22 protein-coding genes are annotated in these 24284 nt (G+C 63.6%); 12 read left to right on the top strand and 10 right to left on the bottom strand.

Annotated elements, in window-relative coordinates:
• Positions 1 to 228: 228 nt before the first annotated feature.
• Positions 229 to 1947, bottom strand: a complete 1719-nt coding sequence (locus RPG13_RS26250; protein ID WP_337126355.1) for an adenylate/guanylate cyclase domain-containing protein — start codon at positions 1945 to 1947, stop codon at positions 229 to 231.
• 362 nt (positions 1948 to 2309) lie between these two features.
• On the opposite strand from RPG13_RS26250, the gene RPG13_RS26245 reads away from it, so the two are divergent.
• From RPG13_RS26245 to RPG13_RS26225, 5 genes are all read left to right on the top strand, one after another.
• Complete coding sequence (locus tag RPG13_RS26245) at positions 2310 to 2969, top strand: L,D-transpeptidase (protein ID WP_077380658.1); 660 nt, start codon at positions 2310 to 2312, stop codon at positions 2967 to 2969.
• Positions 2970 to 2979: 10 nt separating this feature from the next.
• Positions 2980 to 3492 (top strand): OmpA family protein, encoded by a 513-nt coding sequence (locus tag RPG13_RS26240; protein ID WP_027155108.1) that lies wholly within the window; start codon positions 2980 to 2982, stop codon positions 3490 to 3492.
• 311 nt (positions 3493 to 3803) lie between these two features.
• Positions 3804 to 4901, top strand: coding sequence for a branched-chain amino acid ABC transporter substrate-binding protein (locus RPG13_RS26235; RefSeq protein ID WP_128243113.1), 1098 nt, complete (start codon positions 3804 to 3806; stop codon positions 4899 to 4901).
• A gap of 23 nt (positions 4902 to 4924) precedes the next feature.
• Positions 4925 to 6208, top strand: a complete 1284-nt coding sequence (locus tag RPG13_RS26230; RefSeq protein ID WP_442921356.1) for a branched-chain amino acid ABC transporter substrate-binding protein — start codon at positions 4925 to 4927, stop codon at positions 6206 to 6208.
• 84 nt (positions 6209 to 6292) lie between these two features.
• Positions 6293 to 8761, top strand: a complete 2469-nt coding sequence (locus tag RPG13_RS26225; protein WP_337126354.1) for a PAS-domain containing protein — start codon at positions 6293 to 6295, stop codon at positions 8759 to 8761.
• Between the two features lie 724 nt (positions 8762 to 9485).
• Here RPG13_RS26225 and RPG13_RS26220 read toward each other — a convergent pair.
• Positions 9486 to 10643, bottom strand: coding sequence for a sulfite oxidase (locus tag RPG13_RS26220; protein ID WP_128284045.1), 1158 nt, complete (start codon positions 10641 to 10643; stop codon positions 9486 to 9488).
• A 538-nt stretch (positions 10644 to 11181) separates the two neighbouring features.
• Between RPG13_RS26220 and RPG13_RS26215 the strand changes: the two genes are divergently transcribed.
• Positions 11182 to 11814 (top strand): DUF1326 domain-containing protein, encoded by a 633-nt coding sequence (locus RPG13_RS26215; protein WP_126105651.1) that lies wholly within the window; start codon positions 11182 to 11184, stop codon positions 11812 to 11814.
• Positions 11815 to 11823: 9 nt separating this feature from the next.
• Positions 11824 to 12699 carry a DUF2182 domain-containing protein gene (locus tag RPG13_RS26210; RefSeq protein ID WP_128243111.1) on the top strand — a complete coding sequence of 292 codons (876 nt, stop codon included), beginning with the start codon at positions 11824 to 11826 and terminating at the stop codon, positions 12697 to 12699.
• Positions 12700 to 12782: 83 nt separating this feature from the next.
• On the opposite strand, the gene dinB is transcribed toward RPG13_RS26210, so the two are convergent.
• The 3 genes from dinB to RPG13_RS26195 form a co-directional block, all read right to left on the bottom strand.
• The gene (gene dinB, locus RPG13_RS26205; protein ID WP_337126353.1) at positions 12783 to 14024 is read right to left on the bottom strand and encodes a DNA polymerase IV; all 1242 of its coding nucleotides are present in this window, start codon (positions 14022 to 14024) and stop codon (positions 12783 to 12785) included.
• 500 nt (positions 14025 to 14524) lie between these two features.
• Positions 14525 to 14983, bottom strand: coding sequence for a GNAT family N-acetyltransferase (locus tag RPG13_RS26200; RefSeq protein WP_127204196.1), 459 nt, complete (start codon positions 14981 to 14983; stop codon positions 14525 to 14527).
• A 124-nt stretch (positions 14984 to 15107) separates the two neighbouring features.
• A complete protein-coding gene (locus RPG13_RS26195) occupies positions 15108 to 15476 on the bottom strand; it encodes a hypothetical protein (protein WP_127204169.1) in 369 nt (122 codons plus the stop codon).
• A 185-nt stretch (positions 15477 to 15661) separates the two neighbouring features.
• Between RPG13_RS26195 and RPG13_RS26190 the strand changes: the two genes are divergently transcribed.
• On the top strand, positions 15662 to 15997 hold the full coding sequence (locus tag RPG13_RS26190) for a hypothetical protein (protein WP_337126352.1): 336 nt from the start codon (positions 15662 to 15664) through the stop codon (positions 15995 to 15997).
• A 170-nt stretch (positions 15998 to 16167) separates the two neighbouring features.
• Here the strand turns inward: RPG13_RS26190 and RPG13_RS26185 are convergent, their stop codons facing one another.
• Together RPG13_RS26185 and RPG13_RS26180 are read right to left on the bottom strand one after the other, a co-directional pair.
• On the bottom strand, positions 16168 to 17154 hold the full coding sequence (locus tag RPG13_RS26185) for an IS5 family transposase (RefSeq protein ID WP_126103272.1): 987 nt from the start codon (positions 17152 to 17154) through the stop codon (positions 16168 to 16170).
• Between the two features lie 266 nt (positions 17155 to 17420).
• Positions 17421 to 18116: an XRE family transcriptional regulator gene (locus tag RPG13_RS26180; RefSeq protein WP_164759060.1), complete on the bottom strand. Its 696-nt coding sequence runs from the start codon at positions 18114 to 18116 to the stop codon at positions 17421 to 17423.
• A gap of 82 nt (positions 18117 to 18198) precedes the next feature.
• Between RPG13_RS26180 and RPG13_RS26175 the strand changes: the two genes are divergently transcribed.
• From RPG13_RS26175 to RPG13_RS26165, 3 genes are all read left to right on the top strand, one after another.
• Positions 18199 to 18546, top strand: a complete 348-nt coding sequence (locus RPG13_RS26175; RefSeq protein ID WP_337126351.1) for a hypothetical protein — start codon at positions 18199 to 18201, stop codon at positions 18544 to 18546.
• 168 nt (positions 18547 to 18714) lie between these two features.
• Positions 18715 to 19389, top strand: a complete 675-nt coding sequence (locus RPG13_RS26170) for a GcrA cell cycle regulator (protein ID WP_337126350.1) — start codon at positions 18715 to 18717, stop codon at positions 19387 to 19389.
• A gap of 116 nt (positions 19390 to 19505) precedes the next feature.
• A complete protein-coding gene (locus tag RPG13_RS26165; RefSeq protein WP_337126349.1) occupies positions 19506 to 20108 on the top strand; it encodes a DUF6456 domain-containing protein in 603 nt (200 codons plus the stop codon).
• 1050 nt (positions 20109 to 21158) lie between these two features.
• Here RPG13_RS26165 and RPG13_RS26155 read toward each other — a convergent pair.
• Positions 21159 to 21755, bottom strand: a complete 597-nt coding sequence (locus tag RPG13_RS26155; protein ID WP_337126347.1) for a CatB-related O-acetyltransferase — start codon at positions 21753 to 21755, stop codon at positions 21159 to 21161.
• A gap of 285 nt (positions 21756 to 22040) precedes the next feature.
• Positions 22041 to 22607: an elongation factor P gene (gene efp, locus RPG13_RS26150; RefSeq protein WP_095482799.1), complete on the bottom strand. Its 567-nt coding sequence runs from the start codon at positions 22605 to 22607 to the stop codon at positions 22041 to 22043.
• Between the two features lie 129 nt (positions 22608 to 22736).
• On the opposite strand from efp, the gene epmA reads away from it, so the two are divergent.
• A complete protein-coding gene (epmA, locus tag RPG13_RS26145) occupies positions 22737 to 23780 on the top strand; it encodes an EF-P lysine aminoacylase EpmA (protein WP_337126346.1) in 1044 nt (347 codons plus the stop codon).
• 3 nt (positions 23781 to 23783) lie between these two features.
• Here the strand turns inward: epmA and RPG13_RS26140 are convergent, their stop codons facing one another.
• The gene (locus RPG13_RS26140; RefSeq protein WP_337126345.1) at positions 23784 to 24152 is read right to left on the bottom strand and encodes an endonuclease domain-containing protein; all 369 of its coding nucleotides are present in this window, start codon (positions 24150 to 24152) and stop codon (positions 23784 to 23786) included.
• Positions 24153 to 24284 lie beyond the last annotated feature (132 nt).

Below are 24284 nucleotides of genomic sequence, written 5' to 3'. Positions count from 1 at the left end.
CGATGTTCACATTTCAGATTCTGAACGGCAGCTCTGCGCCCCAAGTCGGTCACAAAAACTGCTTTTCCGGCTTTTCGAAAGCGGACATTGCAGGATCCATCACCAACGTCGTACTCGCGCGCCATCAACGGACATTGATCGATGGAACCCACGGGCATTGCCCTCACAGCCAAAAGACGAGCGTATGTCCTGACGAGAGCAAGTCGGCGATCCAAAGCGATGCGCTCCTTAGTCGGGAAGGCCAGCCTTGCGGTAACCTTCGACGAAGCGCTGGAGCACTTCTTCGTCGTCGAATGGCTGCGATGTTGCCCAGTGCCTGATGCTGAAATAGGGATCGCTCATCAGGAAGAATTCCGCCTCTTGACGGGCTTCGTCAAGGCGCCCGAGCTGCGCGAGGGCTGCCGCTAGGATGCGCCGCGACGTGGTGCGGTAGGTTTCCGGCTTGCGTAAGGCATCGACCGCAGATTGATAGTCGCCGAGCGCATAATAGGCTTGGCCCGCCATCCAATAGTACCACCCTGGAGGGTGCGGATTGAGCCGCAACGCCCGCTTCACGAATTCGATGCCCTTGACCGCGTCGCCCCTTAAGGTGATGAGATCCGAGCGCATCGCCCAGGCATCGGCATGATTGGGATCGAGCTTGAAGGTCGCCTCGAACTCGGCATCCGATTCCGGGAAGCGCCGTTCGTGACCAAGTATGATGCCCAGCCCCCAGCGGTTCCCCGCATCGTTAGGGTCGAGCGCCACAGCCCGCTGCGCTTCCGCCAGCGCGCGAGGCTGGTTGGTTTGCTTCGGCTCGTTCCAGAACAGCCAGCCGAGCCAAAGATTGAGGGCCAGCAAGCTATGTGCCTCGGCATAGTCGGGATCGAGTCCGATCGCCTTTTCCAGGAGCATGCGCGCTTCCCGCGCGCCTAACCCGGTCTGAAAACTGACGCCGCGGGCTCGCACGCAAAGATCATAGGCTTCGAGACTCGTCGGCCGTTTACGCGCCGGCTGTCCGGCCAATCGGCCGACAAGGGCTTCGACGATCTTGGCCGTGACCTCGTCCTGCACTGCAAAGATGTCCTCGAGGCTGCTGTCGTAGCGCTCGGCCCAGATATGATCGCCGCCGATCGCGTCGATCAGCTGCGCATTGATGCGCACGCGCGCCGCGGCGCGCCGGGCGCTGCCTTCAACCACATAGCGCACCCCAAGATCACGCGCGGTCAAACGCACATCGACCGACCGCCCCTTGTAAGCAAAGGTTGAGTTGCGCGCGATGACGAAGAGGCCGGCTGAGCGAGACAGGTCGGTGATCAGGTCTTCGGTCAAGCCGTCGACAAAGGTTTCCTGCTCCGGATCGTTGCTCATGTTGGTGAAAGGCAAGACCGCGATCGAGGGCTTGTCGGGCAATTCGAGCGATGCCAGTCGGCCGACCGGAGCGGCTCTCGGAACGTGCAGGTTCACGCGATAGCAGTATATCGGCTCGGCTATATTCTTCACCCGCTGCTCGCCCATGGGCTCGAACGCAAACGCCAGCTTCTGCCTGACCTCCTTGGACACCTTCTCCGAAACGCAGATGCCACCGGGCTCGGCGAGTTGTTGGAGACGCGACGCCACGTTCACGCCCTCGCCATAGCGATCGTCCCCTTCGACGATCACTTCTCCAAGGTTGATTCCGATCCGGACTTCGAAGCGCTGGTCTTCGGCGACGCTCGCGTTACGCTCCGCCATGCCGCGCTGAAGCGTGACCGCGCATTCGACCGCATCCACCACGCTGCCGAACTCCGCCAGCAGGCCGTCTCCCATCAGCTTGAAGATTCGCCCGTGTCGCGTCGCGATTTCCGGCTCGAACAGCTCTTTGCGGCCACGTTTCAGCCGGTCGAAGGTGCCCGCTTCATCCGCCTCCATGAGCGCCGAGTACCCGACAACATCGATGGCAAGGATGGCAGCGAGCTTCCGCTCCATGTTGAGCCTCAGTAAAGATTCACGACTCGCAAGCCGCAGGCCAGAGGCAGGCAGGACCGGCGCCTCCGGTCTTACCGACCTATGATACCACAGATCACGCCTCTTGAGACTATGGCTCGCGCGACGCCCCAGCTCTCCTGCCGCAGGGCCACTGACGCGCGTCCGACCCATCCCGCTGCTTCTGGCGCAATGCGGTCGGCACCACCCTGGATGAAAAGGTCGGCTTTTCCAGCCCCATCATCCCGAAAGCGGACGTTCCGCTTCCGGCACGGCAGACTGAAGCAACGCAGCATTTTCCACTTTGAGGCGAAGTAATTCTCAACTATGGTCCGCCAGGCTTTTGGCATGGGGGGATATTGCCGATGGTTTTATCACGCAGGGGTGTCGTGCTCGGCGGCCTGGCGCTGGTCGCGGTGGGTGCAACCAGCAATATTGCTCAAGCCGCGGCGGCAAAATCCTTTTTCGCCGGTACCGCCAGCGACAACAATTTTGTCTATCGCAAGACCAACTTCGCCAAGATCGACAAGAGATGGCATCGCCAGATCGTCAAGTATTTCAGCAGTGAGCCGGTCGGCACCGTCGTGGTCGATACCCGCCACCATTTCCTCTACGTCATCATGGAAAACAAGACCGCCATCCGCTACGGCGTCGGCGTCGGCAAGGACGGCTTCAAATGGTACGGCCGCGCGACGATCGACCGCCGCGCGCTGTGGCCGCAATGGGTCCCACCCCCCGAAATGCGTAAGCGCAAGCCGGACCTACCGCACATGGTCGCAGGCGGCGCGTCCAACAATCCGCTCGGGCCGCGCGCGCTCTATCTGCACCGCAACGGCGCCGACACCGGCTACCGCCTGCATGGCACGCTGGAGCCATGGAGCATCGGCACCGACGCTTCCAGCGGCTGCATCCGCATGTTCCCGGAAGACATCATCGACCTTTACCAGCGCTGCCCGATCGGCACCGCGGTGCAGGTCCTGCCGCACATCGCCGACCAGGCGCCCGCTTCCACCACTGTCGAATGATTGGCGCCTCATGAACCGCATGATTGAAAACACGCGCCGGCTGCTCGCCGCCGGCCTGCTGGTGCTGGCCGCATCCTGCTCGACCAGCAACACGCTGGCCCCTTCCACGCCCGACATCACCAACACCGAGGTTGCCGGCTTCCAGAACGTGCAGCCGGGCAGCGAGGAGGATTTTATCCTCAATGTCGGCCGCCGCACCTATTTCACGCAAGGTTCGGCCGCGCTCGATTCTGTCGCCAAGGCCACCCTCGACACCCAGATCGCCTGGTTAGCAAAGCATCCGCGCTGGCTGCTCAAGCTGCAGGGTTTCGCCGACGATCCCGGCGCAAGTGAAACGGCGCTGTCGCAGCAGCGCGCCGATGCGGTGATGGACTACCTCGCCGCCGGCGGCATAGACCGCAACCGTATGTGGGCCAAGGGCTACGGTAAGGACAGGCTCGTCCGCGACTGCCCCGACACCGCCTGCAGGTCGCAGAACCGCCGCGTTGTGTCTAATTTGCGCGATGAGAGGGACGAGCCGTAGGGGCTGCTGTTCTGCTTGTGACCCGTTGGCGACCTCCATAGGTCAGACCGGAAGGTCTGCAAACGGGGCAATTCGGCTCGTCGCGAGAGGCCGGAACTACCGCTCAGTCACCGATTTTGTTGAGAGCTCAGCAATCCAGCGCTTCAGCCAGTCATCAGGTACCGCACAAGGCCACATGGCGATCCTGGTCCCTGGTCGCTCGTTCAGAAAAGAGCCGGATGCGCCGCAGAACCAGCCGAGGTATCCGCGCTTGCGGAAAGGACTGTCGGCGCCGGCTGGATTAGCGTAAGCTAAAATTTGGGGGTGCAGTCATGCACCACGCGGTCACCATTGCTGTCGCCGCGCTCGCGGCGTTGTTCATCTGCCCTGCGGGGGCGGAGGTGTTGATCGGTGTCGCCGGCCCGATGACGGGAAAGCTCGAGTGGACCGGCACACAATTGAAACGCGGCGCCGAGGCGGCCGTGGCCGACATCAATGCGACGGGTGGGGTGCTCGGCCAGCAGTTGCGGCTCATCACGGTCGACGACTTCTGCGATCCCGAGCAGGCGGTAGCGGCAGCCCAGAAGCTGGTCGCCGACGGCGTGGTATTTGTGGTCGGGCACTACTGCTCCGGAGCCTCGATCCCGGCCTCGAAGGTCTACGAGGCGGCGCGCGTTGTGCAGATATCGCCATCCTCGACCAACCCGGTGCTGACCGAGCACGGCCGCGCCACCGTCTTCCGCGTCTGTAGTCGCGACGATGCGCAGGGCCTCGAGGCCGGCGACTTCCTGGCTGATCAATGGGGCGACAGGAAGATCGCGATCCTCCACGACAACACGACCTACGGGAAAGGCCTCGCCGACGAGACCCGGAAGCAATTGAACAGGCGGGGCGTGACCGAAGCGATCTACCAGGCCTACGTTCCCGGGAAAGACGACTACTCCGCTGAGATCGTCGCGCTGCAGGCGGCGGATATCGCGGTGCTCTATGTGGGCGGGTACCATACCGAGGCCGCGCTCATGGTCCGCGCGGCGCGCGACCGGGGCTACCCGGTTCAGGTGATCTCGGGTGACGATACGGCGACCGAGGCGTTTGCGCTCATTGCCGGCCCTGCCGCCGAGGGCACGCTCTTCACCTTTGTCCCCGACCCGCGTCGAAATCCGGAAGCGGCTGATGTCGTTGAGCGGTTCCGCGCCGAGAACTTCGAACCCGATTCCTGGACGCTGCACAGCTACGGCGCCGCCCAGACCTGGGCGCAGGCGGTCGAGAAGGCAGGCTCGCTGGAGCCGAAGGCCGTGATTGCGTCGCTGCACAACAATCAATTCGACACGGTGTTGGGCCGTATCGACTTTGACGACAAGGGCGATCTCACGACCCAAAGCTGGGTATGGTACGTCTGGCGGAGTGGAGAGTACGTGCCGGTCGAGTAAGGGTCCGGCGCACGCTGAAACAAATGATGCAGACCGGGTTAGCACGATCGTTCGGATCAAGCATCGGCGCGATATTTGAGCGCCTCCGTATACGCGGCTGCCTCTTGCGTCTGCCGCTGGCGGGATCGCGGCTCCCAAGGACGCTGCGCCTGCGGAAAGGGCTGTCGCGCCGACCGGATTGGCGTAAGCGGCGGTTTGGGGGTGCATCCATCCACCGCATCATCACCGTAGCTATCGTCGCGCTTGCAGCCGCGTTCAGCCTCCCCGCGGGGGCCGAGGTCCTGATCGGGGCGGCGGGCCCGGTCACGGGGCAGCTCGCCTGGGTCGGCGGGCAGATGGAGCGCGGTGCCGAAATGGCCGTGGCCGAAGTCAATGAAGCGGGCGGCGTACTCGGGCAGCAGGTGCGGCTCATCACAGTCGACGACTTCTGCGATCCCGAGCAAGCTATGGCGGCCGCCCAAAAGCTGGTGGCTGACGGCGTCGTGTTCGTCGTCGGGCACATGTGCTCCGAGTCGTCGATCCCGGCATCGAAGGTCTATGAGGCTGCGGGAATCTTGCAGATTTCGCCGTCGTCCACCAACCCGATGCTGACCGAGCAGGGCCGTGCCAATGTGTTTCGAGTCATTGGCCGCGACGACGCGCAGGGTACCGTGGCCGGCAACTACCTGGCCGATCATTGGGCCGACAAGAAGATCGCAATACTTCACGACCGTACGACCTATGGGAAGGGTCTTGCCGATGAGACAAGAAAGCAGTTGAACCAGCGGGGCGTGACCGAAGCGATCTATGAAGCCTACGACCCCGGGAAGACCGACTATTCGTCTGAAATCGCTGCTCTCGAGGCAACAGATATTGCGGTGTTGTACCTCGGCGGCCGTTATGACGCAGCCGCCCTCATGCTCCGTGCGGCACATGATCGCGGATACGCACTTCAACTCGTCTCGGGCGATGCCATGTCGACCGAGGAGTTCGGCCTCATCGCCGGCCCCGCGGCCGAGGGCACGCTCTTCACCTTTGTCCCCGACCCGCGTCGAAATCCAGAAGCGGCGCTAGTCGTCGAGCAGTTCCGCTCCGAGAACTTCGAGCCCGAAGGCTATACCCTGCTGAGCTATGGCGCCGTCCAGGTATGGGCGCGGGCGGTCGAGAAGGCAGGCTCGCTGGAGCCCCAGGCCGTGGTTGCGTCGCTGCGGAACAATCAATTCGAGACTGTGTTGGGCCGTATCGACTTTGACGACAAGGGCGATCTTACGACCCAGAGCTGGGTTTGGTACGTCTGGCGGAGTGGAGCGTACGTGCCGGCAGAATAAGAATCCGCCAATCGCCGGCGCGCTGGTCGAGGCATCTGATGCAGGGCAAGTTAGAGCGATCGTTCAGATCAATGCGTCGCTGTGATGGTTGAACGCCTCGGCATACGTGGCCGCCTGTTGCTGGCCTTTTTCGGTATCAGCACCTTCGCGGTGTTCGCCACGGCGGCCGCTCTTTACGCCTTCCTCCAGGTGGGAGAGGTCGTCGACAGCATCACCAGGGATCGGGTGCCGTCGGCGCTGGCGTCCCTCCAGCTGTCGCGCCAGGCCGAGCGGGTCGCCGCCACTGCGCCCGCCATACTTACCTCGACCAGCGAGGCTCGGCACAACGAGGTCTCGGCTGCGATCGGGGCAGAGATGACGCGCCTCGAGGAGCTGCTTGCTGCGCTCAAAGGTGCGGCGCTCGACGTCGCGGCCGTGGCCGGGATCGAGGCGGCAGTGCTTGGTCTCAGGCGCAATCTCGGCGCTCTCGACGATCTTGTCGCCGCCCGCCTCAGCGTGGTCGCGCGCAAGGAGGACCTGTTGCGCCGCTTGTCCGCCACCACAAATGCAGGTCAGCGTCTTGTGGCGCCCGGCATCCTTGTTCTGAACTCCAAGCTCCCGCAATGGCAGGCGGTCACGGCCGACACGTCGCGCGCCGCGGATCCAGGCGCGGCGACGGCGGCCGACGTGGTCCAGGCGATTGCGGCCTACCTCCCTCAGCAGAAGGCGCATCAGGAGATCTCGGCTGTCAATGACGCGCTGGTCAAGACGGCAGACGCGCCGACACCGGGCGATCTGACGTTGATCCTGTTCCCGCTGCGCCGGTCGCTCGCCGTTCTCGACACGATTTCTACCGAGATCGACGAGAGGCTGCGGGTCCGCTTCCGGCAGCGGGTGGACGAGTTGAAGGCGCTTGTCGATGGTGAGAACAGCATCCCGAAGGCGCGGGAGGACGAGTTTGCTGTCCTGGCCGATGGCGAAAAGCTTCTGGCCGAGAATAGCAGGCTGTCGCGCAGTCTCACCGCTGCCGTCGATCGCCTTGTCTCAGCGGCAGACAGCGAGATCACAGCGTCCGGTCTCGAGGCCGCGCTCGTCCAGCGCTACGGCACCGGAGTTGTCCTCGGCTCCGCCTTTCTCAGCCTCCTGAGTTCGGTTCTGATTGTCTGGCTCTATGTCGACCGCAGCCTCCTTGCCCGTCTGGGAAGCGTGAGCCAGGGCATGCTCGCGATCGCCGGCGGCAATCTTCGTGCGCCGCTGCCTGCCGCCGGCCGCGACGAAATCGGGCGCATGGCCGACGCGCTCAGGCTGTTCCGGGACACCGCGGTCGAGATCGAGGAAAAGAACCTGCGCGAGGTCGCCGAGGCGCGCCAGCGGCTCGTCGATGCCATCGAGAGCATCTCCGAAGGGTTCGCTCTCTACGACGGGGAGGACCGGCTTGTCCTCAGCAACAGCCGCTATCGCGAGCTGCTCTACAGCGACCTTGCGATCGAACTGGCGCCCGGCACGACGTTCGAGCAGATCATCCGCCGATCCGCCGAGCGCGGCTACATCAAGGATGCCGAGGGGCGGTTCGAGGAATGGGTCGCCGAGCGGCTCTCCCGGCACCGCAACCCTGGCGAGCCCTGGGTGCAGCGGCGCGCCGATGGACGATGGATCATGATAGGCGAGCGGCGCATCACGGGCGGCGGCACGGTCGCCGTCTACTCGGACATCACGGAGCTGAAAAAACGCGAGGAGAACCTCGCCGAGAAATCCGCAGCGCTCGAGGCGCTCTCAGCCAAGCTGGCCAAGTATCTGGCGCCGCAAGTGTACAACTCGATATTCACCGGCCGTCAGGATGTCAGGATCGCCAGCCAGCGGAAGAAGCTGACAATATGCTTCTCGGATATCGCCGGCTTTACCGAGACCACCGACAAGATGGAGTCGGAGGACCTCACCCAGCTCCTCAACCACTATCTGACGGAAATGTCGAAAATTGCTTCGGATCACGGCGCGACGATCGATAAGTATGTCGGTGACGCGATCTTGATGTTTTTCGGCGATCCGGAGACTCGTGGTGTCAAGGAGGACGCGCTCGCCTGCGTCGAGATGGCCCTCGCCATGCAGAAGCGGATGAGCGACCTTGCCGAAATCTGGCGCGACATCGGCATCGAAACGCCGCTGCGCTGCCGCATCGGCATCCACACCGACTACTGCACCGTCGGCAACTTCGGCAGTGAGGACCGGATGGACTACACGATCATCGGCGGCGCCGTGAATCTCGCCTCACGCCTCGAGCAGGAGGCGCCACCGGGTGCCGTGCTCATTTCCTATGAGACGTTTGCGCAGGTGAAGGACACGATCGACTGCGTGGAACTAGGACACGTCCAGGTCAGGGGCATCGCCTATCCCGTCGCCACCTATCGCGTCCTCGATCTGAAGGCCAATCTGGTCGCCGCCGGCAGCGCCGTTCGAACCGAGCTGCCGCATCTCAGACTAGAAGCTGAACCCGAGTTGATGTCTGCTGGGGAGCGAGAGGAAGCCGCGACTGCGCTTCGCGACGTGCTCGATCGACTTTGTCACAAGCCCGGGTAGCAGGCTTCGCGCCCGCACCCGGATCGTCGCCTTCTACAGCGCTCACCTTGTCGACCAATGCAGGGATGGCTCCTTCGCCAGCGCCTCTTTGGGGGCCGTGACTTGACCGTCCCGGCGTCGCTGGCAAGGTCCGCTTCTGGCGCAAAGTGGGCTTCGGCATTGCACCGCCCGGCCAAGCCGGCTCACGATTCCGGTTCCTTTTCGGTCAGTTCGAAAATCGGAATTTTTTGTTGCGAAGGCTGCGGGACGGCGCCCCTCTCTGTCCTGCCGGACATCTCCCCACAAGGAGGAGATTGGCAGCTCCACCGGCAGCGTTTTTTAATCCAGCCTTGGAGACTGGCGAACGCGATGGCGATATCCGATCAAGTGGGCCGGCAAGGGGGCGACGTAGAGCATCGGCTTCAATACTCCCTCGCCAGCCACCGCGCCCCGCGCAGTCTCAGGGCGTGGTGGTGTGCGCGCAGATTTCGGGCAGGCGTCCGGCAACGTATTCGCCGGCGGCGGATATTTGGCCGCCGGTTTTCGCCGCTGCAGCTCGGCAGCAGAAACGCGTCGTAATTGGTGTCGAAGAAGAAGGGAATCGAAGCCGTGGTCAAAGTCGACCGGCGGTGTGCCCGCCATACCACAGCCCTTTTGATCGAGCTTGCGAAGGGGCGCGCCAGCCCTCTCCGCAAGCTTTCGGATCAGGCAGATCCAAACGCAATTGCCACATGGCGGCAAGGTATTAGTCGACACGCACGCGGCGCGTCACCTGGCCATTGCTTTCCCAGTATGTGTGTTTCTTGGCAATCAAGGGATCGTCCATTGCCGGTTGAATTTGTCCCGTGGTGCTGACCGCGCGCGAGGTCACCGTGTGTTCTCCAGGGGCGGGATTTGCCCAAGCCAGGGACCAGATCTTCCAGGCGTGCTCGGCCTCCTCACTATGGTCGATGGTCGCTGGTGCCCAAGGCCCTTGATCGATTTGCACTTCCACCCGGTCGATCGGCGCCCCCCAGGCTGCTCCAATGATGGAGTAATCTGAGTCTTTCCGGGTGACCTTCGCAGGCGCGGACTTTATCAGCGCTCGCCCGACCGAAGTCTCGACCCATACGGTCTCGCCGTTGTGGTCTTCCTCCCGGATGGTGACATAGTCACGGGCCATCAGAAGGCTCATGAACCGCGTATCGCGGACCTCGATGCGCTTCAGCCACTTGACGTTGGCGATCCCGTACCAGCCTGGAGCGATGAGCCGCACCGGGAAGCCGTTGGGCGCCGGCAAGGCGGCTCCGTTCATTTCATAGCAGAGGAGATTGTCGGGGTTCATCGCGTCGGCGAGCGACATGCTGCGAGCGAAGTTCTGCTGCATCTTGACGTCGCGTATCGCGACCTCGCCTGTGTCAGTGCCGAAAAAGACGACCTCGATGCCCTTCTCCAGAACGCCGGCTTCCTCGAGGATCGGGGCGAGCGGCGTCCCTGCCCAGCGGGCATTGCCGATGCCGCCGGTGAAAAAGGGAAACCCGTGATTGCCCGAGCATTCCACGGTGAAAACGACCTCCTGCCGCGGCCGCGCCCTGATGTCGGCGAGTGTCAATTTCAAGGGCTTCTTGACCAGGCCGCCGATCTCCATCGACCATGTCTTCTCGTCGATCGTTGGTCGGTTGAAATGCGAGATGCTGAAGAACTTGTCGTTTGGAGTTATCCAGCTATTCAAATCCTCCCAGACAAGCTGCTTCTGGATACCTACCGGATCGGGATTTTCGGTCGGCTGATCCAGCCACGGGATAACTTCCTCGCTCGGCCGTGTTGGAAAAGCGTAAGCCCGACGCGAGGTATAGAGAGCGGCAATTGCGGCAAGAGCCGCGCTTCCTTGAACAAGAAGTTCTCTGCGCTGAAAATCAGGCATGTTGTTTACCTCCCAGTTGATCCGGAACGGGCTGCAACGTGCCTTAGGCCGTAGCCTGATCACGGATAGGCGACACAATGTGAGGTCTGCCCACCCGGAAGTATCCGGACAGGTCAGACAATCACCGACGCAAGTCAAGCATGTGAAGCATTGGACGAAACACTAGCTCGCGTTTCGCACGCTAAGAGTGCGCCTTTGAGAAGGACGTGTCCACAACCTGGACGGGACATGATGATGATTGCAGCATTCGAGACCGATTTCCTGCCAAAATCGTTGCTGCTCGGATCGCAGCCGAACGCCCGCTTCCGGGTCATTTCCGGACCTTCGCGGGTGCGGTCGGAAAGGCCCGTTCCGACCCGATTTCTGCCGTTCCGATACCGGCCGCGCCATCTCCAGGGCGGATGTTCACCCAGTTTCGGCGAGAAAACGCGTTGGCCTGCCGTCTCTTGTCGCTATCACTCTTAGCGCGACAGGATGGCGGCGCGGCCGGCGCAGGTGTATGATGATGGTCTAATATTTCGAGATGAGGGAGGACAGCATGACGTCTTGGGAAATCAAGGGACGTGAACTCGTCAATTGCACCTGCGAATATGGCTGCAACTGTCAATTCAATGCGCTGCCCGATAAGGGCCATTGCCATGCGGTGGCGGGCATCCAGATCGATGAAGGCCATCATGGCGAGACCGCTCTCGACGGCCTCCGGATCGCTGCGATCTTCAAATGGCCTGGCGCCATCCACGAAGGCAATGGCGAAGCCATCGCTTTCGTCGACGAGAGCGCAACCGACCGGCAGCGTAACGCGCTGCTGCGCATCATGACCGGCCAGGACACCGACCCGTTCGCGACGATGTTCGCCGTCTACGCCTCAACCGTGACAAAAATGAATGAGCCGGTTTTCACGAAGATCGATCTTGAACTCGATATCGACGGCCGCAGGGGCCGCATCTTCGTCAAGGACTATATCGATACGGTCGGCGAACCGATCCGCAACAAGGTGACGGGCGCGGACTCGCGGGCTCAGATCGTGTTGCCGAACGGCTTCGAATATGCGGTCGCCGAGATCGGCAGTGCCTCGAGCACAACCAGCGGACCGGTTCAGGTGAGCACGAAGGACAGTTACGGCCAGTTCGCGCGGCTGCATCTCAACAATCACGGGGTGGTGCGAGCCTGACGCGCCCGCATGGACGGCGCGTCGCCACTGGAACGCCTGCTTAGGCGCGACCGCGTCATCACGATTGCGGGAGTGGTGGCGCTGTGCCTGCTGGCCTGGCTTTATATCGTCGCCGGTGCAGGGCTCGGCATGAATGCGTGGGAGATGACGAGGCTCGCGCTTTTCCCCCACCAGCAAACCGCCGAAGTGATCTCCGATATGCCCTCGGACATGTCCGGCATGGACATGAGTGGGATGGCCATGGCGACGGAACCGCGGGTCTGGGGGGCCGCGATCTGGACGCTGATGATTGCGATGTGGTGGGTCATGATGGTCGCCATGATGTCCCCGAGTGCGGCGCCGACTATCCTGCTCTATGCGCGCGTGCATCGCCATGCGCTCGCACAGGGTCAGATCCAGGACAAGCTCGCGCCCACCGGCGTATTCATGGCAGGCTACCTCCTGGTCTGGCTGGGGTTCTCCGTCGCGGCAGCCGCGTTGCATTGGCTGCTCGAACGTGAGGCATTCGTTTCAGCAGCGATGATGAGTTCGCAGAGCCGCTGGCTTTCGGGCATCGTCCTGATCGCCGCGGGCCTGTATCAGCTCTCGCCGCTCAAGAACGCCTGCCTGTCGCATTGCCGGACGCCGACGGCGTTCCTTTCCCGACACTGGCGTCCCCACGCACTTGGCGCGCTGCGTTTGGGCGCCCTGCACGGGGCGTTCTGTGTCGGATGCTGCTGGATGCTGATGGCGTTGTTGTTCGTGGGTGGCGTAATGAACCTGGTGTGGGTTGCCGCACTCGCCATTCTGGTGCTGGTCGAAAAGGTGTTTCCTGCCGGCCAGTGGGTCGGCCGGGTGGCCGGCATCGCCCTGATCGCCTGGGGCAGCGCAACGCTTTTGGTCTGACGACCAGCGCCTCGGATGTCGCATTTGCAGGAAACCCGATCGCTTCTGATGCAATGCGCATCGCACCGCCCGGCCAAGCCGGCTCACAATTCCTTTTCGGCCAGCTCGCGAAACGCGTCGGGAACCGACCGCTGCGGGCCGAGCGCGACCGAGGCATAGCCGACCGCTTCCCAGCCGAAGCGGTCGCGGATTTTGTCGATGGCGCGGTCGGCGGTCCAGCGCGCGGCACCCCTTCTGGTGCCGGGGCGGCGGCGGTCGTCGTCGAGGCCGAGTGGCAGTTCCAGCTGCAGGGCCGATTGCTTCTCAAGATGCGAGACGGCGATCGCCAGCAGCGAGATGGTCTTTTCGTGCGGATGATCGACAAGCACCTTGCGCACCAGCGCCTCGGCGATCTCGGCCAGCATGGCGGTTGCCGAAATCGGCTGGTCGAGCGTGATCGAGCGCGTCACCGAGCGCAGGTCGGCAAAGCGGACGCGGACCGTCACCGTGCGGCCGGGCCGCGATTTCGCCCGCAGCCTGGTGGCGACCCTGTCGGCCAGATGCAGCAGCGCCGGCACGAAGACTTGCTCCTCTGCCGGCTTCCTGCCGAGCGCCGATTGCGCGCCGGCCGATCGCGCCCGGCGCTGCGTCTCGAGCTTGCGCGGATCGCGGTTCCAGGCCAGCGCGTTGAGCTTTTCGCCCGCCGCCGGGCCGAGCAGCCGCTCCAGCGACCAGCCCGGCGTCTTCGCCAGCTCGCCGATGGTGTTGACGCCGATGCCGGCCAGCCGCTCCCTGGTGACCGGGCCGACGCCCCACATCAGCTCGACCGGCAGATCGTGGAGGAATTCCAGCTCATGGCTGGGATTGACGACCACCAGCCCGTCGGGCTTGGCCACTTGCGAGGCGATCTTGGCCAGGTGCTTGGTGCGCGCCACGCCGACCGAGATCGGCAGGCCGAGCTCGGCCCGCACGCGGCGGCGGATCGTGCCGGCGATCTCGGCCGGCGAGCCGAACAGATGGGTGCAGCCGGTGACGTCGGCAAAGGCCTCGTCGATGGAAATCCGCTCGACCACCGGCGTAAAATCGCCAAGCACTTGAATAGCCGCGTCGCCCAGCCGCTGGTAGTCCTTGAAATGGCCGCCGACGAAAATCAGCCCGGGGCAGAGTTCGCGCGCGCGCCGCCCCGGCATGCCGCCACGCACGCCGAAAGCCTTGGCCTCATAGGAGGCTGCCAGCACGACCCCGCCGCCGACGGCGATCGGCTTGCCGCGCAGAGCCGGGTCGAGCAACTGTTCGACCGAGGCGTAGAAGGCGTCGAGATCCGCGTGGAGGATGTTGGCTTCCATCCGGCCCGTTCGCCCGCGGCGGTTCGAACGCCGCATTGTCTTGAGGTCGTTTCGTGTGGAACATAAAGAGAACGACGGGGTGGGTTGTCAAGGAGCGCGGAGCGCAATCGCTTCAGGTTTGCGCCGCCGCTTGTCTGCCTGCGTTCCAGCGTTGGTGGTTGGCGAAAGCCGAAGCGACATCCAATCCCCCCCTTGCGGGGGAGATGTCCGGCAGGACAGAGGGGGGTGGGAAGGATCGCCGACTCTCGATTTAACCCGTTCCCAACCGGAAATCAGCCTGAGGGCGTGGCTGTAATTGGTCGACAGGTCGGAGGGACAGCACCCCCCCTCTGCCCTGCCGGGCATCTCCCCCGCAAGGGGGGAGATCGGCAGCTTCGCCGACGGCGCCTACTCCGGAATCTTTGAGGTGCCCAGCAGGCAGGGCAGGGCAAACTTCGACAATTGGCGGGCCGAGCGCTAGCTTTTGCTGAAGCGATTGCCCCGATAACGGGTGCCGCGCCCTACAACGCCATCTTGTAGCCAAGATGGCTGGCGGTGAAGCCGAGGCGCTCGTAGAAAGCGTGCGCTTCCCGTCGGCTCTTGTCCGTGGTGAGCTGAACGAAGCTGCAGTTGCGCGAGCGGCACGCTTCGATCGCCCATTCGATCATCAGCTTGCCGACGCCGCCGGAACGCCGGTGCCGGGCGACGCGAACGCCTTCGATCTGGCCGCGCCAGGCGCCTTTCCTGGAAATACCCGGAATGAAGCTGAGCTGCAGCGTTCCGACGACTTGTCCGGCCTCGACGGCCACCGCCAGCAGCTGGTTGGGATCGGCACCGATTGCCCTGAAGGCATCGAGGTAGGACGGCGCGAGCGGCGTCGACGCGTCTTCCCGGCCGGCGCCAAGCGCATCGTCGGCTAGCAATGCGACAATCGCCGGCAGATCGGGCGCTTGCGCGCGACGGAACTCAATCTCGCTCATCGAGACGATGACATACGGCGCGGGTTTGGCGACGGCAAGTGCCGTCCAGCCATTCGCGATGGGCGCGTCGCGGTGCAGGCGGCCAGCGCCAGACACTCGCGGCCGATGGCTCGGCAACCTCCGCTTACGCTGCCTGCCGTGCCCAGAGGCGATGGCCGTAGCGGCGGAAGAAGCGCGCCAGAAGCCGCTGCTGCCTGGCGCGGGCGAGATCGGCGCTGCGTCTTTCCTGGCGCCAGCGCGGCATGTTGCGATAACAAGCGATGAAGCGGGCGGCGTCCTCGAGCGCCTCCTCGGCCGACTGCGCCGGGCGCATCGCTGCCAGGAACAAGGCCTCGCCGTGCTTCAGCCGGTCGACCATCGCCTTGCGCTGGTCATGGCCCAGGCGAGCCTTGCCTATGCCGTCGAGGCGGATGGCCGCGAAAGCCGCCAGCATGGCCGGGCTGTCGCCGGTATAGCCGCAATCGCGGGCGAATTGAGCGGAGAGGGCGTCCATCTTCGTTTCCTTGGCTTTCGGCGGCCGCGACGGATGTCCGGGTCCTGCTGCCCCATCCGGATCGTCCGCGGCGGTACTATTCGTCGGTATGGGATAGAAGCATAACTCAAAAACTTGCACAAGTGAAACTTTTGCACGGGTTTGAGCGGAACCGACTCGACTCTTGGGGAGAAACCCATAATGTTGTGAACAAAACAGGAACGGAGGCACTAGGGGCGATGGCATTGCCGGGCAAGGAAGCGACGATCGCCGAGGTGGTCTCGATTGCGGTCGAATGTATCGATTGCGGCCGCAGCAGATGGTGGAAGTCGGCTGAGCTGAGGCGCTTCGGGGTGACTGGGCAGACGGCGCTGGCGTCCCTTTCGGGGCGGCTTCGCTGCTCGGCCTGCCGCGCGGACGGGCTGCCGGGCGCCACGGTCGTGATCCAGGCGGCGTTCATCGACGAGCAGGAGCGACGCCGCGCCGAGGCGCGGATGCTTAGCGAGCGCGAGGTTCCGCTGGAGAGATCCAGGCGGGCTTGATGGAGTGACGCTCCCTTCTCCCCTTGTGAGGGCTTTGCACGGGGAGCGAAGTGGATTTCGGTGGTCAGTGAGGGCCTTTTTGAAGGCCGGCAGAGCGGTTTTCCGCGGCCCTTGCGGGGCCTTTGTCGGTTTAGGCAGCCATCCTGCCGGATTGTGGACGCACTCCTCCCTCATGTCCGCCTCTCATCGGGTGGATAGAGGACGCCAATCATGGTGCGCAGATTGTAAGCGCAGGCGGCCAGTATGCACTGCGTGCGGTTGGTGGCGAGGTTGAAGAAGCGCAGGCGTCGCATGCCGTAACGCTCCTTGAACACGGCGAAAGGCCGCTCCACTGCCGCCCGCACCTTGGCGATCAGCCGGTTGCGCAGCTTGTGGCGCGGCGGCAACTCGGGGTGATGCTTGTTGGGCCGCCGCATCAGCCGGTCCTTAATGTTGGCGGCGGCGAGCCGGGCATGGCGGGCGTGGGTGTAATAGGCTTGATCGCCATAGGCCGCCTTCTCGTCGCCGCAGATCAACTGGTCGGCCGGCTCGGTGTCGGTGACCGAGGCGTCGCTCGCCTCGACACGCCGGATCAAGGTGTGCTCCTGGTCGACGCCGATGTGCATCTTGTAGCCGAAGGTGCTCTTCTTGCCCTTCTTGCCCCAACGCGCATCCTTGTCGGCCGACGGCTTGACCGGACCTTGGTGGCCCTTTTTCGGCTGCTTGGGCGGACGGCCACGAGCCTGCAGGAACGTGGCATCGACCAAGGTGCCGCGCTTGACGATCAGGCCCTTCTCCTCCAGCTGACGGTTGATCTCCTCAAAGACCTTGTCGATCAGTCGCTCACGCGTCAGCTCCTCGCGGAAGCGCCACAGTGTCGAATGGTCGGGCGTGCGGTCCGAAAGGCTGAAACCGGCAAAGCGGCGGAACGACAATCGGTCCCGGATCTGCGCCTCAAGCGCCGGATCGCTCAGCCCATGCCACATGCCCAGCAAAAGACAGCGCACCAGCGGTTCCGCCGGATAGCTGGTGTTGCCCGAGCCAGGACCGCTGCGCTGACCCAGCAATGTTCGGATCGGCGCCCAGTCCAGTTCCTTCGATACTAGGTCGAAAATCGTCTCATCCGACGCCGCCAGACCGTCCGCCAGACTCAACTGACCCAAAACACGATCCGCCATCCCGAATCTCCCTGCTCCAACCTTCACCACAGAATCACCGTTCGGCTTCTGTGCAAAGGTCTCCTTGTGGGAGAAGGTGGCCTCGCGAAGCGAGGTCGGATGAGGGGTGTTGGACGGATCGCCAACGCCTGCCCTTGCTCCGGGGAAGTGATGAGGGCGGACGGATTGCCAATGCCTCATTCCGCCCAGCACCCCTCATCCGGCTCGGCACTGGCGCGCCGATCCACCTTCTCCCACAGGGGGAGAAGGGAGCGCGCCCCGCCGCCCTAATACCCCAGCAGCTCCTTGAGCGGGATGACGCGGAAGACGGCCTTGATCGCGTAGCGGTTGAAGGTCAGCGTCTTCGGTGGATTGTACTGCTCGACGACCAGCTCGGCGGCGGTGCGCTTGATCAGCTTCTTGATGAAGGCCTTGCCGTTGCGCTCGTTTTCCTCGGGAAACATCTCGATCACCACGTGGTCGCCGGGCACGGCGTCGCGGCCGCCGCAATAGAGTATTTCGCCGGGCTCGTAACGCGGTACCATCGAGTCCGAGAGCACATGCAGCGCGAACACCTTGCGCAAATGGGCGATGCCGGGCGGGCGCTGGACGTAGCCGGCGACCTCGCCGTTGAAGGTGAAGTCGCCGTCGTCGCCGCCGACCGCGGCACCCAGAAGCTCGATGTCCATCGCGCCGGCGGGCAGGGGAGCGGCGTCGGTGACGATCTCGGCGTCGGCGACATTGTCGGCGTCGTCGAGGAAGACGACCTCGCCCCTGCCGAGCGCCACCGGGTCGACGCGCAGGAAGGCGGCGGTCTTCAAAAGGTTCTCGGTCTTGGGCAGGTTGCGGCCGGTTTCCCAATTGCCGACGGCGGCGACGTCGGTGTCGTTGTGCTCGGCAATGTGGCGCATCACCAGGCCACGCTGCTTGCGCGCCTTGCGGATCGCCGCCCCGACCTTGATCGACAATGAGGTTTTCGCCATGGCGCCATCTGAAACATAAGAATCGGTTCCGTCCATGAAAGAATGGCTTGCATTGTTTTTGAGTTATGCTTATATACAACCCATGCACAAGCCACGTCGCCTCATCTCGCTTTCCCGTCCGTCCCGGCTGTCCTCCTCCCCGGCCGGGACGAAGCCCGAGGCTCACGCCTCGGATCCGGTCGCTCTGCCGTCACCGGCGGCGACCGGAACGGCCGGAGCCGTATCCCTCACGGCTCCGGCCACGAATTTTGGCGCGTGCCATGCCGGCGTTTCGTGCATCCGCACCGAGGACGGCACGGTCATCGCCTTCGACCGGCAAACGGGCAGGGCGGTTTCCGGCGCCACCCGCGAGGCGGCCGAGGCAAGTTTTATCGCCGGAGGTGATCGTCCTTCTCCCCGTTCACGGGAGAAGGTGCCGGCAGGCGGATGAGGGGCGGCACCATCGCCGGGCTGCTCGGGCAATGCCGGCAATGACCTGGGGCAAAGACAATCGGCCACGCCGCGCTGCCCCTCACCTGCCTGCCGGCATCCTCTCCCCGTGAACGGGGAGAGGGACGAGCTTCGGCATTCACGCAATCTCTTGAGACGGAAGAACACCATGCCCGCCTATACCGACACAGAATTGCAAAGCATCGCCCGCTGGCTGAAGGACGGATTGTCCGCCGCCAGGATCGCCGACCGGCTGAGCGCGCTGCGCGGCGGCCCGGCGTCGCGCAACGCGATAATCGGCGTCGTCCACCGCAACGCCGACTTGCGCGCCATCGGCTTTGCCAATCCCCAGGGCAGATCCGGCGGCCGGCCTAGAAAAAACCCGGCAAAGCTCGTCAGGCCGGGCAAATCCGCAGAGCCGGTCGGATTGCCTGGGCAAGCAGAGCTGCCTGGGCAAGCGAGGCTGGCAAAACAAAGCGGGCCTGCGAGGCATGTGACGCCGGCCAGGCTGGCGCCGCCGGTCTGGCTGCCGCAGCGCCAGTTCGTGCACGAGATCCACGGGCCCGATAGCGAGGCCGTCAAGGTGCCGACGCCGCACCCCACTGCCGTAGGGCGCCAGCCGCATGTCGCGGCCATGCGCTTCATCGATTGCCTGTTCAACCGCTGCCGCGCGCCGCTCGACCTGACGCTGGAGGAGGATCTCGAAAACGACGCGCCGGGCAGCCGGCCGGGACTGGACATGCTGTGCTGCGGCCTGCGCACGCGGCCGCTGAAAAGCTACTGCGCCTATCACGCGGCGCGCTTCTGCGATCATCGCCGTACGGCTCTGGCGGATGCGGCATGAGCTGATCGCCGAACGGACGGCGGCTTTGGGTTTCCTAGTCGTCGCTTTGTGGGAGAGTGTCGCGGCGAGCCGAGACGGAGAGGGGCAGACATGAAATCACCAACGAGGAGCAACCGATGAGCAGGAAGACCGCCCAGAAGGCCAAACCCAAGCCGCCCAAACTAGCCAAGGGCGAGGCCGAGCAGGTGCGCATTCGCAAGGAGGTTGGCCATGATTTCGCGCTGAAGGACGATGCCTTCGGCCGCAAACGGCTCGCGGTCGGCACGCTGGAGGCGAGGCGTGTCTATGAGGTTTCCAACGACGGCCCGCCCGGCGGCATCGTGCGGGTGCGCAATGTCGACCCGCTGACCGGCATCACCTCGCTGTCGCGCCAGCAGCGCGAGGCGGGCATGCGCTACCGCGAGGATTTTCGCGTCTCGGCGCAGGACGGCGTCAAGCCGACGGCGCTGACCGAGCGCGTCGATGGCGGGCGCATCGGCGGCGGCGTTGCCGACCGCATCCTGTCCGCCGGCCGCTCCTACGCCGACGCCACCAAGGCGCTTGTGCATTGGGAAGTGTCAGTCGTGGTGCAAAAAGTCTGCTGCCATGGCGAAACGGTGAAGAGCCTGGCCGAGCAGACGGGAGAGGCGCGGGACGTTGTGTCTAAACTGCTCAAGGTAGGGCTGGATTTGTTGGCGGTGCATTACGGGATGATGCTGATGCGACGGCCGCGGGGGTAGGGGCGCGAGCGGGGTGGGAACAATGAACTTGTCACGCCGCCAGAGGCCGCCTACCTGACCAAGAGATGTGAGGGTTGGCAATGCGTTTCATGGGCGTTGTTTTAGGGGCAATCTTTGTGATCGTCGGCATTGTTGTGGCAACGGCGGCTGTGTCCAGTACCCATCCGATTTTTAACGTTTCGCTTGTCTTCGCGCTCTTGTTTGCCGCCGCAGTGCTATGGGCTCATCTAAAGCCCCTGAAGCGAATGTAGCCAAGCCGCTTCCGTCGACCACATAGATGCCAGGACGTGGCTGCCGCCTTCAACATCATCCGTGTTCTGGTTCGGCCGTGGCGATTACGGGGGAGGCGACCTGATTTTCGGGGCGAGGCAGCGAGCCTCGACCCACCCGCGTCCTCCAATTGAAGGGCGCAGGCTTCTCCATGGTCTGTTACGGTGCGCCATTGCTGGTAGATCGCAATGTTAAAGCCGCTGTTAGACCCTCATTTTGCAGACGTCGCGCCGACGTCTTCGGCGCTGACCGGCTATGACGAGGACCACATGCTTACCTATATCCGGCTGCTCGATGCGTCGGCGGACGGGGCCGATTGGCGTGAGGTCGCCCACACCGTTCTGCACATTGACCCGGAGCAAGAGCCAGAACGGGCATTCCGGGCTTGGGCGACGCATCTGGCGCGTGCCCGCTGGATAACTCGGAATGCGGCTTCGCGCCAATCAGCACGATAGCGGCGCGGATGACGCCCTGGCATTTTCCATGGAACTGCCGTCCCGGTCTGCCCGTTAGATAGGAAACCAACATGGGAAAGCGCCCGATGAACTCTTGGCAAATCAACACTTTAGAGGCGTGCTGCCTGCTCGCTGTTCCGCTCTCGCTTATCCTGACGGTTCTGGTAGCGGGTCTTATCCTTGGCTGAATGCCGCGCATCCAGCCGGCTTCCATTTGAAGGCAAATCAGCCCAGCTGTTGCCGAAATCTACCTAACGCTCCAAACTATACGCAGCACCCGCACAACCTCTGGCTTTGGCGCAGCGTTCAGCCTTCGCAGTCAAGTCTACATCCGCGTCGAATTTTGACGGGCCGCATAGTGCTTGGCGAAAACCTCTGCAGACAGGTCGAAGGCGGCGCGTTCCTTTTTTAGCTGCGCCATGGGCCAGTTCCACCACTGGATTTCAAGCAGCGCGGCAATCGTTTCGTCGGAGAACCGGCGCTTGATCACCTTGGCTGGGTTGCCGCCAACAAGCGTGTATGGCGCAACGTCCCTGGTTACGACGCTGCCGGCGGCAATGATTGCTCCGTCGCCGATGGTCACGCCTGAAAGGATGATCGCGCGGGCTCCGATCCAGACATCATTGCCGACGAGGATCGGGCCTTTCGAAACAAGGTACTCCAAGTTCTTTTTCTGCCGGAAAATCCGCGACTGAAGAGGAAAAGTGGAAGCCGTATCCGTTGGGTGATCAGTCTGGCACAGAAAGAGCGTCCCTGGTCCGATAGAACAAAATGCGCCTATCTCGACTGGTGATTCCGCCGTGCAATTGAGGAATGTCCTGCCGTGGACACCATAGGTTCCGCGTCCGATTTTAGCGTGGCGCGAGATCGCTGCGGGATCGTCTTTCAATCCCAGCCAAATCCGCAGTTTCTTGAAGGCCATCCCGGTTTACCGCCTGGATTCGGTGAGCCTGCAATCGACACCACCGTATCGATCCGCGCGACTGCCTTAAATGTCATTCCTCAAGCCCCTGCTAAGGGTGGAGCATTGCTCAAGAGAGGGCATTTCGCAAGTGCGCTATGGCCGCGCGACGGATCGGGCACCTCCCGCTAGCGCGAGGATTTCCGCGTCTCGAGCAGGACGGCGCCAGGTCGATGGCGCTGACCGAGCGCGTCGAGCACGATCCATCCTTCAATTGTTGAAGCCGATGTGGGGTGCTGAGTGCCCCTAATCCTTAGCCCGCTCCACATACGCGCCATCCGCCGTCATCACCACCACGCGGGTGCCGGCGCTGATGTGCGGCGGCACCAGCGTGCGCACGCCGTTGGAGAGCGTTGCCGGCTTGTAAGAGGACGATGCCGTCTGGCCCTTGGTCACCGGCTCGGTCTCGACCACCTCGAAAGTGGCGCGCTGCGGCAGCACCAGCGAGATGGCGATGCCATTATACTGCGAGACCTGCACCGCCATGCCTTCCGTGAGATAGGGCGCCATCTCGCCAACCACGCTTTCCGACACCGCGACCTGGTCGTAGCTTTCCGGGTTCATGAAGTGGAAGCCTTCCCCGTCGCGATAGAGGAAGGTGTGCTCGCGCTCCTCGACATAGGCGCGCTCGACCTGCTCGGTGGTGCGGTAGCGCTCCGAGACTTTCACCCCATCGGAGATGCGGCGCATGTCGAGCTGGGTCACCGGCGTGCCCTTGCCGGGATGGATGTTTTCAGCAAAGAGGATCACATAGAGCTTGCCGTCCTTTTCGACGACATTGCCTTTGCGTAGGGAACTGGCGATGACCTTCACGGGCTTTATTCCTAAGAGCGTTGACTGGCCTGGAAGCGCCGACCGGCGCAAATCGGCTGCGGGAGCCGTCCGGTGCGGACTAGCGCATCTTGGCTGCAATCGCCAGTCCTCGATGCAAATCGGCCTGTCATGACCGCCGCCTCGCCCTGGTGGACGCCCGATGTCCACACCGACCGCCGGCCGCGGCTGCTCCTGCGCAATGCCATCACTGCTGCCCTGCGCGACTGGTTTGCCCGTCGCGATTTCATCGAGGTCGAGACAGCGGCGCTGCAGGTCTCGCCAGGCAACGAGGCGCATCTGTCAGCCTTCGCCACCGAGGCGATCGGCCCGAACGGGCAGCGCCAGCCGCTCTATTTGCACACATCGCCGGAATTCGCCTGCAAGAAGCTGCTCGCCGCCGGCGAGAAGCGCATCTTCAGCCTGAGTGCCGTCTATCGCAACCGCGAGCGCGGCCCGCTACACCATCCGTCCTTCACCATGCTCGAATGGTACCGGGCCAACGAAACCTATGAGAGCCTGATGGAGGATTGCGCCGGGCTTGTCGCGCTGGCCGCCGAGCGCGCCGGCGCAAAACGCTTCTCCTTTCGCGGCCGCGAGGCCGATCCGTTCGCCGAGCCGGAACGGTTAAGCGTCGCCGAGGCTTTTTCGCGCCATGCCGGCATCGACCTGCTAGCCACGGTCGCCGCCGACGGCAGCACCGATCGCGAAGCGCTGCACGCGGCTCTGGTCCAGGCGGGCTTGCGCACCGCGTCCGACGACAATTGGGCCGATCTATTCAGCAGGGTGATGGTGGAAAAGATCGAGCCGACGCTGGGGCAGGGGCGCGCCACCATCCTTTACGGCTATCCGATTTCGGAGGCGGCACTCGCCCGGCCGAGCGCGGATGATGCGAGGACCGCCGAGCGCTTCGAGCTCTATTGCTGCGGCGTCGAGCTGGCCAACGCGTTCGGCGAGCTGACCGACGCCGCCGAGCAGCGCCGGCGCTTCACCATCGAGATGGACGAGAAGGAGCGCGTTTATGGTGAACGCTATCCGATCGACGAGGATTTCCTCGCCGCACTGAGCATCCTGCCGCAGGCAAGCGGCGCCGCGCTCGGCTTCGACCGGCTGGTGATGCTGGCAACTGGGGCGCTGCGGGTCGAGGATGTGATGTGGACGCCGGTGGTGGAGTGAGAGTCAGCGCCTGTCCGCGCCGGCCTCGATGACTATGTGCTGGCAGACATTATCGAGGTCACGAATGACGTCGTCGTTCCAGAAGCGCAGGATGGTCCAGCTCAGCGCTTCAAGCTTTGCCGTTCTCGCGGCATCCGACGCCGAGGCCTCGGCCTGGGCATGCTGGGAACCATCTAGTTCGACGATCAGCTTTCTGTCCGGGCAAGCAAAATCGACGATGTAGCCAGCGATGGGCATTTGGCGCCGAAACGCCAGTCCCATGAGGCGATGCGCTCTGATCTCGTTCCAGAGTTTCAGTTCGGCATCCGTCATGACTTTACGCATCTTGCGCGCATTGCGGCGGTTGATTGGCGGCACAGGATAGTGGCTCATCGCCGCCGACCCCCCTCTGCCCTGCCGGGCATCTCCCCCTCAAGGAGGGCTTTGCACGGGGAGCGAAGTGGAGTTCGGTGGTCAGTGGGGGCCTTTTTGAAGGCCGGCAGAGCGGTTTTCCGCGGCCCTTGC

Origin of the sequence: Mesorhizobium sp. ISC15 (assembly GCF_037162615.1) — a bacterium.
GTDB lineage: Bacteria > Pseudomonadota > Alphaproteobacteria > Rhizobiales > Rhizobiaceae > Mesorhizobium > Mesorhizobium mediterraneum.
The sequence above is the reverse complement of the archived record's forward strand: the minus strand, read 5'-3'. Positions and strand labels throughout refer to the sequence as shown.

What these genes read in the sequence shown, in the direction of transcription:
- RPG13_RS26250 (WP_337126355.1), bottom strand. Translation starts at nt 1,947, where the DNA reads ATGGAGCGGAAGCTCGCTGCCATCCTTGCCATCGATGTTGTCGGGTAC.
- RPG13_RS26245 (WP_077380658.1), top strand. Translation starts at nt 2,310, where the DNA reads ATGGTTTTATCACGCAGGGGTGTCGTGCTCGGCGGCCTGGCGCTGGTC.
- RPG13_RS26240 (WP_027155108.1), top strand. Translation starts at nt 2,980, where the DNA reads ATGAACCGCATGATTGAAAACACGCGCCGGCTGCTCGCCGCCGGCCTG.
- RPG13_RS26235 (WP_128243113.1), top strand. Translation starts at nt 3,804, where the DNA reads ATGCACCACGCGGTCACCATTGCTGTCGCCGCGCTCGCGGCGTTGTTC.
- RPG13_RS26230 (WP_442921356.1), top strand. Translation starts at nt 4,925, where the DNA reads ATGATGCAGACCGGGTTAGCACGATCGTTCGGATCAAGCATCGGCGCG.
- RPG13_RS26225 (WP_337126354.1), top strand. Translation starts at nt 6,293, where the DNA reads ATGGTTGAACGCCTCGGCATACGTGGCCGCCTGTTGCTGGCCTTTTTC.
- RPG13_RS26220 (WP_128284045.1), bottom strand. Translation starts at nt 10,643, where the DNA reads ATGCCTGATTTTCAGCGCAGAGAACTTCTTGTTCAAGGAAGCGCGGCT.
- RPG13_RS26215 (WP_126105651.1), top strand. Translation starts at nt 11,182, where the DNA reads ATGACGTCTTGGGAAATCAAGGGACGTGAACTCGTCAATTGCACCTGC.
- RPG13_RS26210 (WP_128243111.1), top strand. Translation starts at nt 11,824, where the DNA reads ATGGACGGCGCGTCGCCACTGGAACGCCTGCTTAGGCGCGACCGCGTC.
- dinB (WP_337126353.1), bottom strand. Translation starts at nt 14,024, where the DNA reads ATGGAAGCCAACATCCTCCACGCGGATCTCGACGCCTTCTACGCCTCG.
- RPG13_RS26200 (WP_127204196.1), bottom strand. Translation starts at nt 14,983, where the DNA reads ATGAGCGAGATTGAGTTCCGTCGCGCGCAAGCGCCCGATCTGCCGGCG.
- RPG13_RS26195 (WP_127204169.1), bottom strand. Translation starts at nt 15,476, where the DNA reads ATGGACGCCCTCTCCGCTCAATTCGCCCGCGATTGCGGCTATACCGGC.
- RPG13_RS26185 (WP_126103272.1), bottom strand. Translation starts at nt 17,154, where the DNA reads ATGGCGGATCGTGTTTTGGGTCAGTTGAGTCTGGCGGACGGTCTGGCG.
- RPG13_RS26180 (WP_164759060.1), bottom strand. Translation starts at nt 18,116, where the DNA reads ATGGCGAAAACCTCATTGTCGATCAAGGTCGGGGCGGCGATCCGCAAG.
- RPG13_RS26175 (WP_337126351.1), top strand. Translation starts at nt 18,199, where the DNA reads ATGCACAAGCCACGTCGCCTCATCTCGCTTTCCCGTCCGTCCCGGCTG.
- RPG13_RS26170 (WP_337126350.1), top strand. Translation starts at nt 18,715, where the DNA reads ATGCCCGCCTATACCGACACAGAATTGCAAAGCATCGCCCGCTGGCTG.
- RPG13_RS26165 (WP_337126349.1), top strand. Translation starts at nt 19,506, where the DNA reads ATGAGCAGGAAGACCGCCCAGAAGGCCAAACCCAAGCCGCCCAAACTA.
- RPG13_RS26155 (WP_337126347.1), bottom strand. Translation starts at nt 21,755, where the DNA reads ATGGCCTTCAAGAAACTGCGGATTTGGCTGGGATTGAAAGACGATCCC.
- epmA (WP_337126346.1), top strand. Translation starts at nt 22,737, where the DNA reads ATGACCGCCGCCTCGCCCTGGTGGACGCCCGATGTCCACACCGACCGC.
- RPG13_RS26140 (WP_337126345.1), bottom strand. Translation starts at nt 24,152, where the DNA reads ATGAGCCACTATCCTGTGCCGCCAATCAACCGCCGCAATGCGCGCAAG.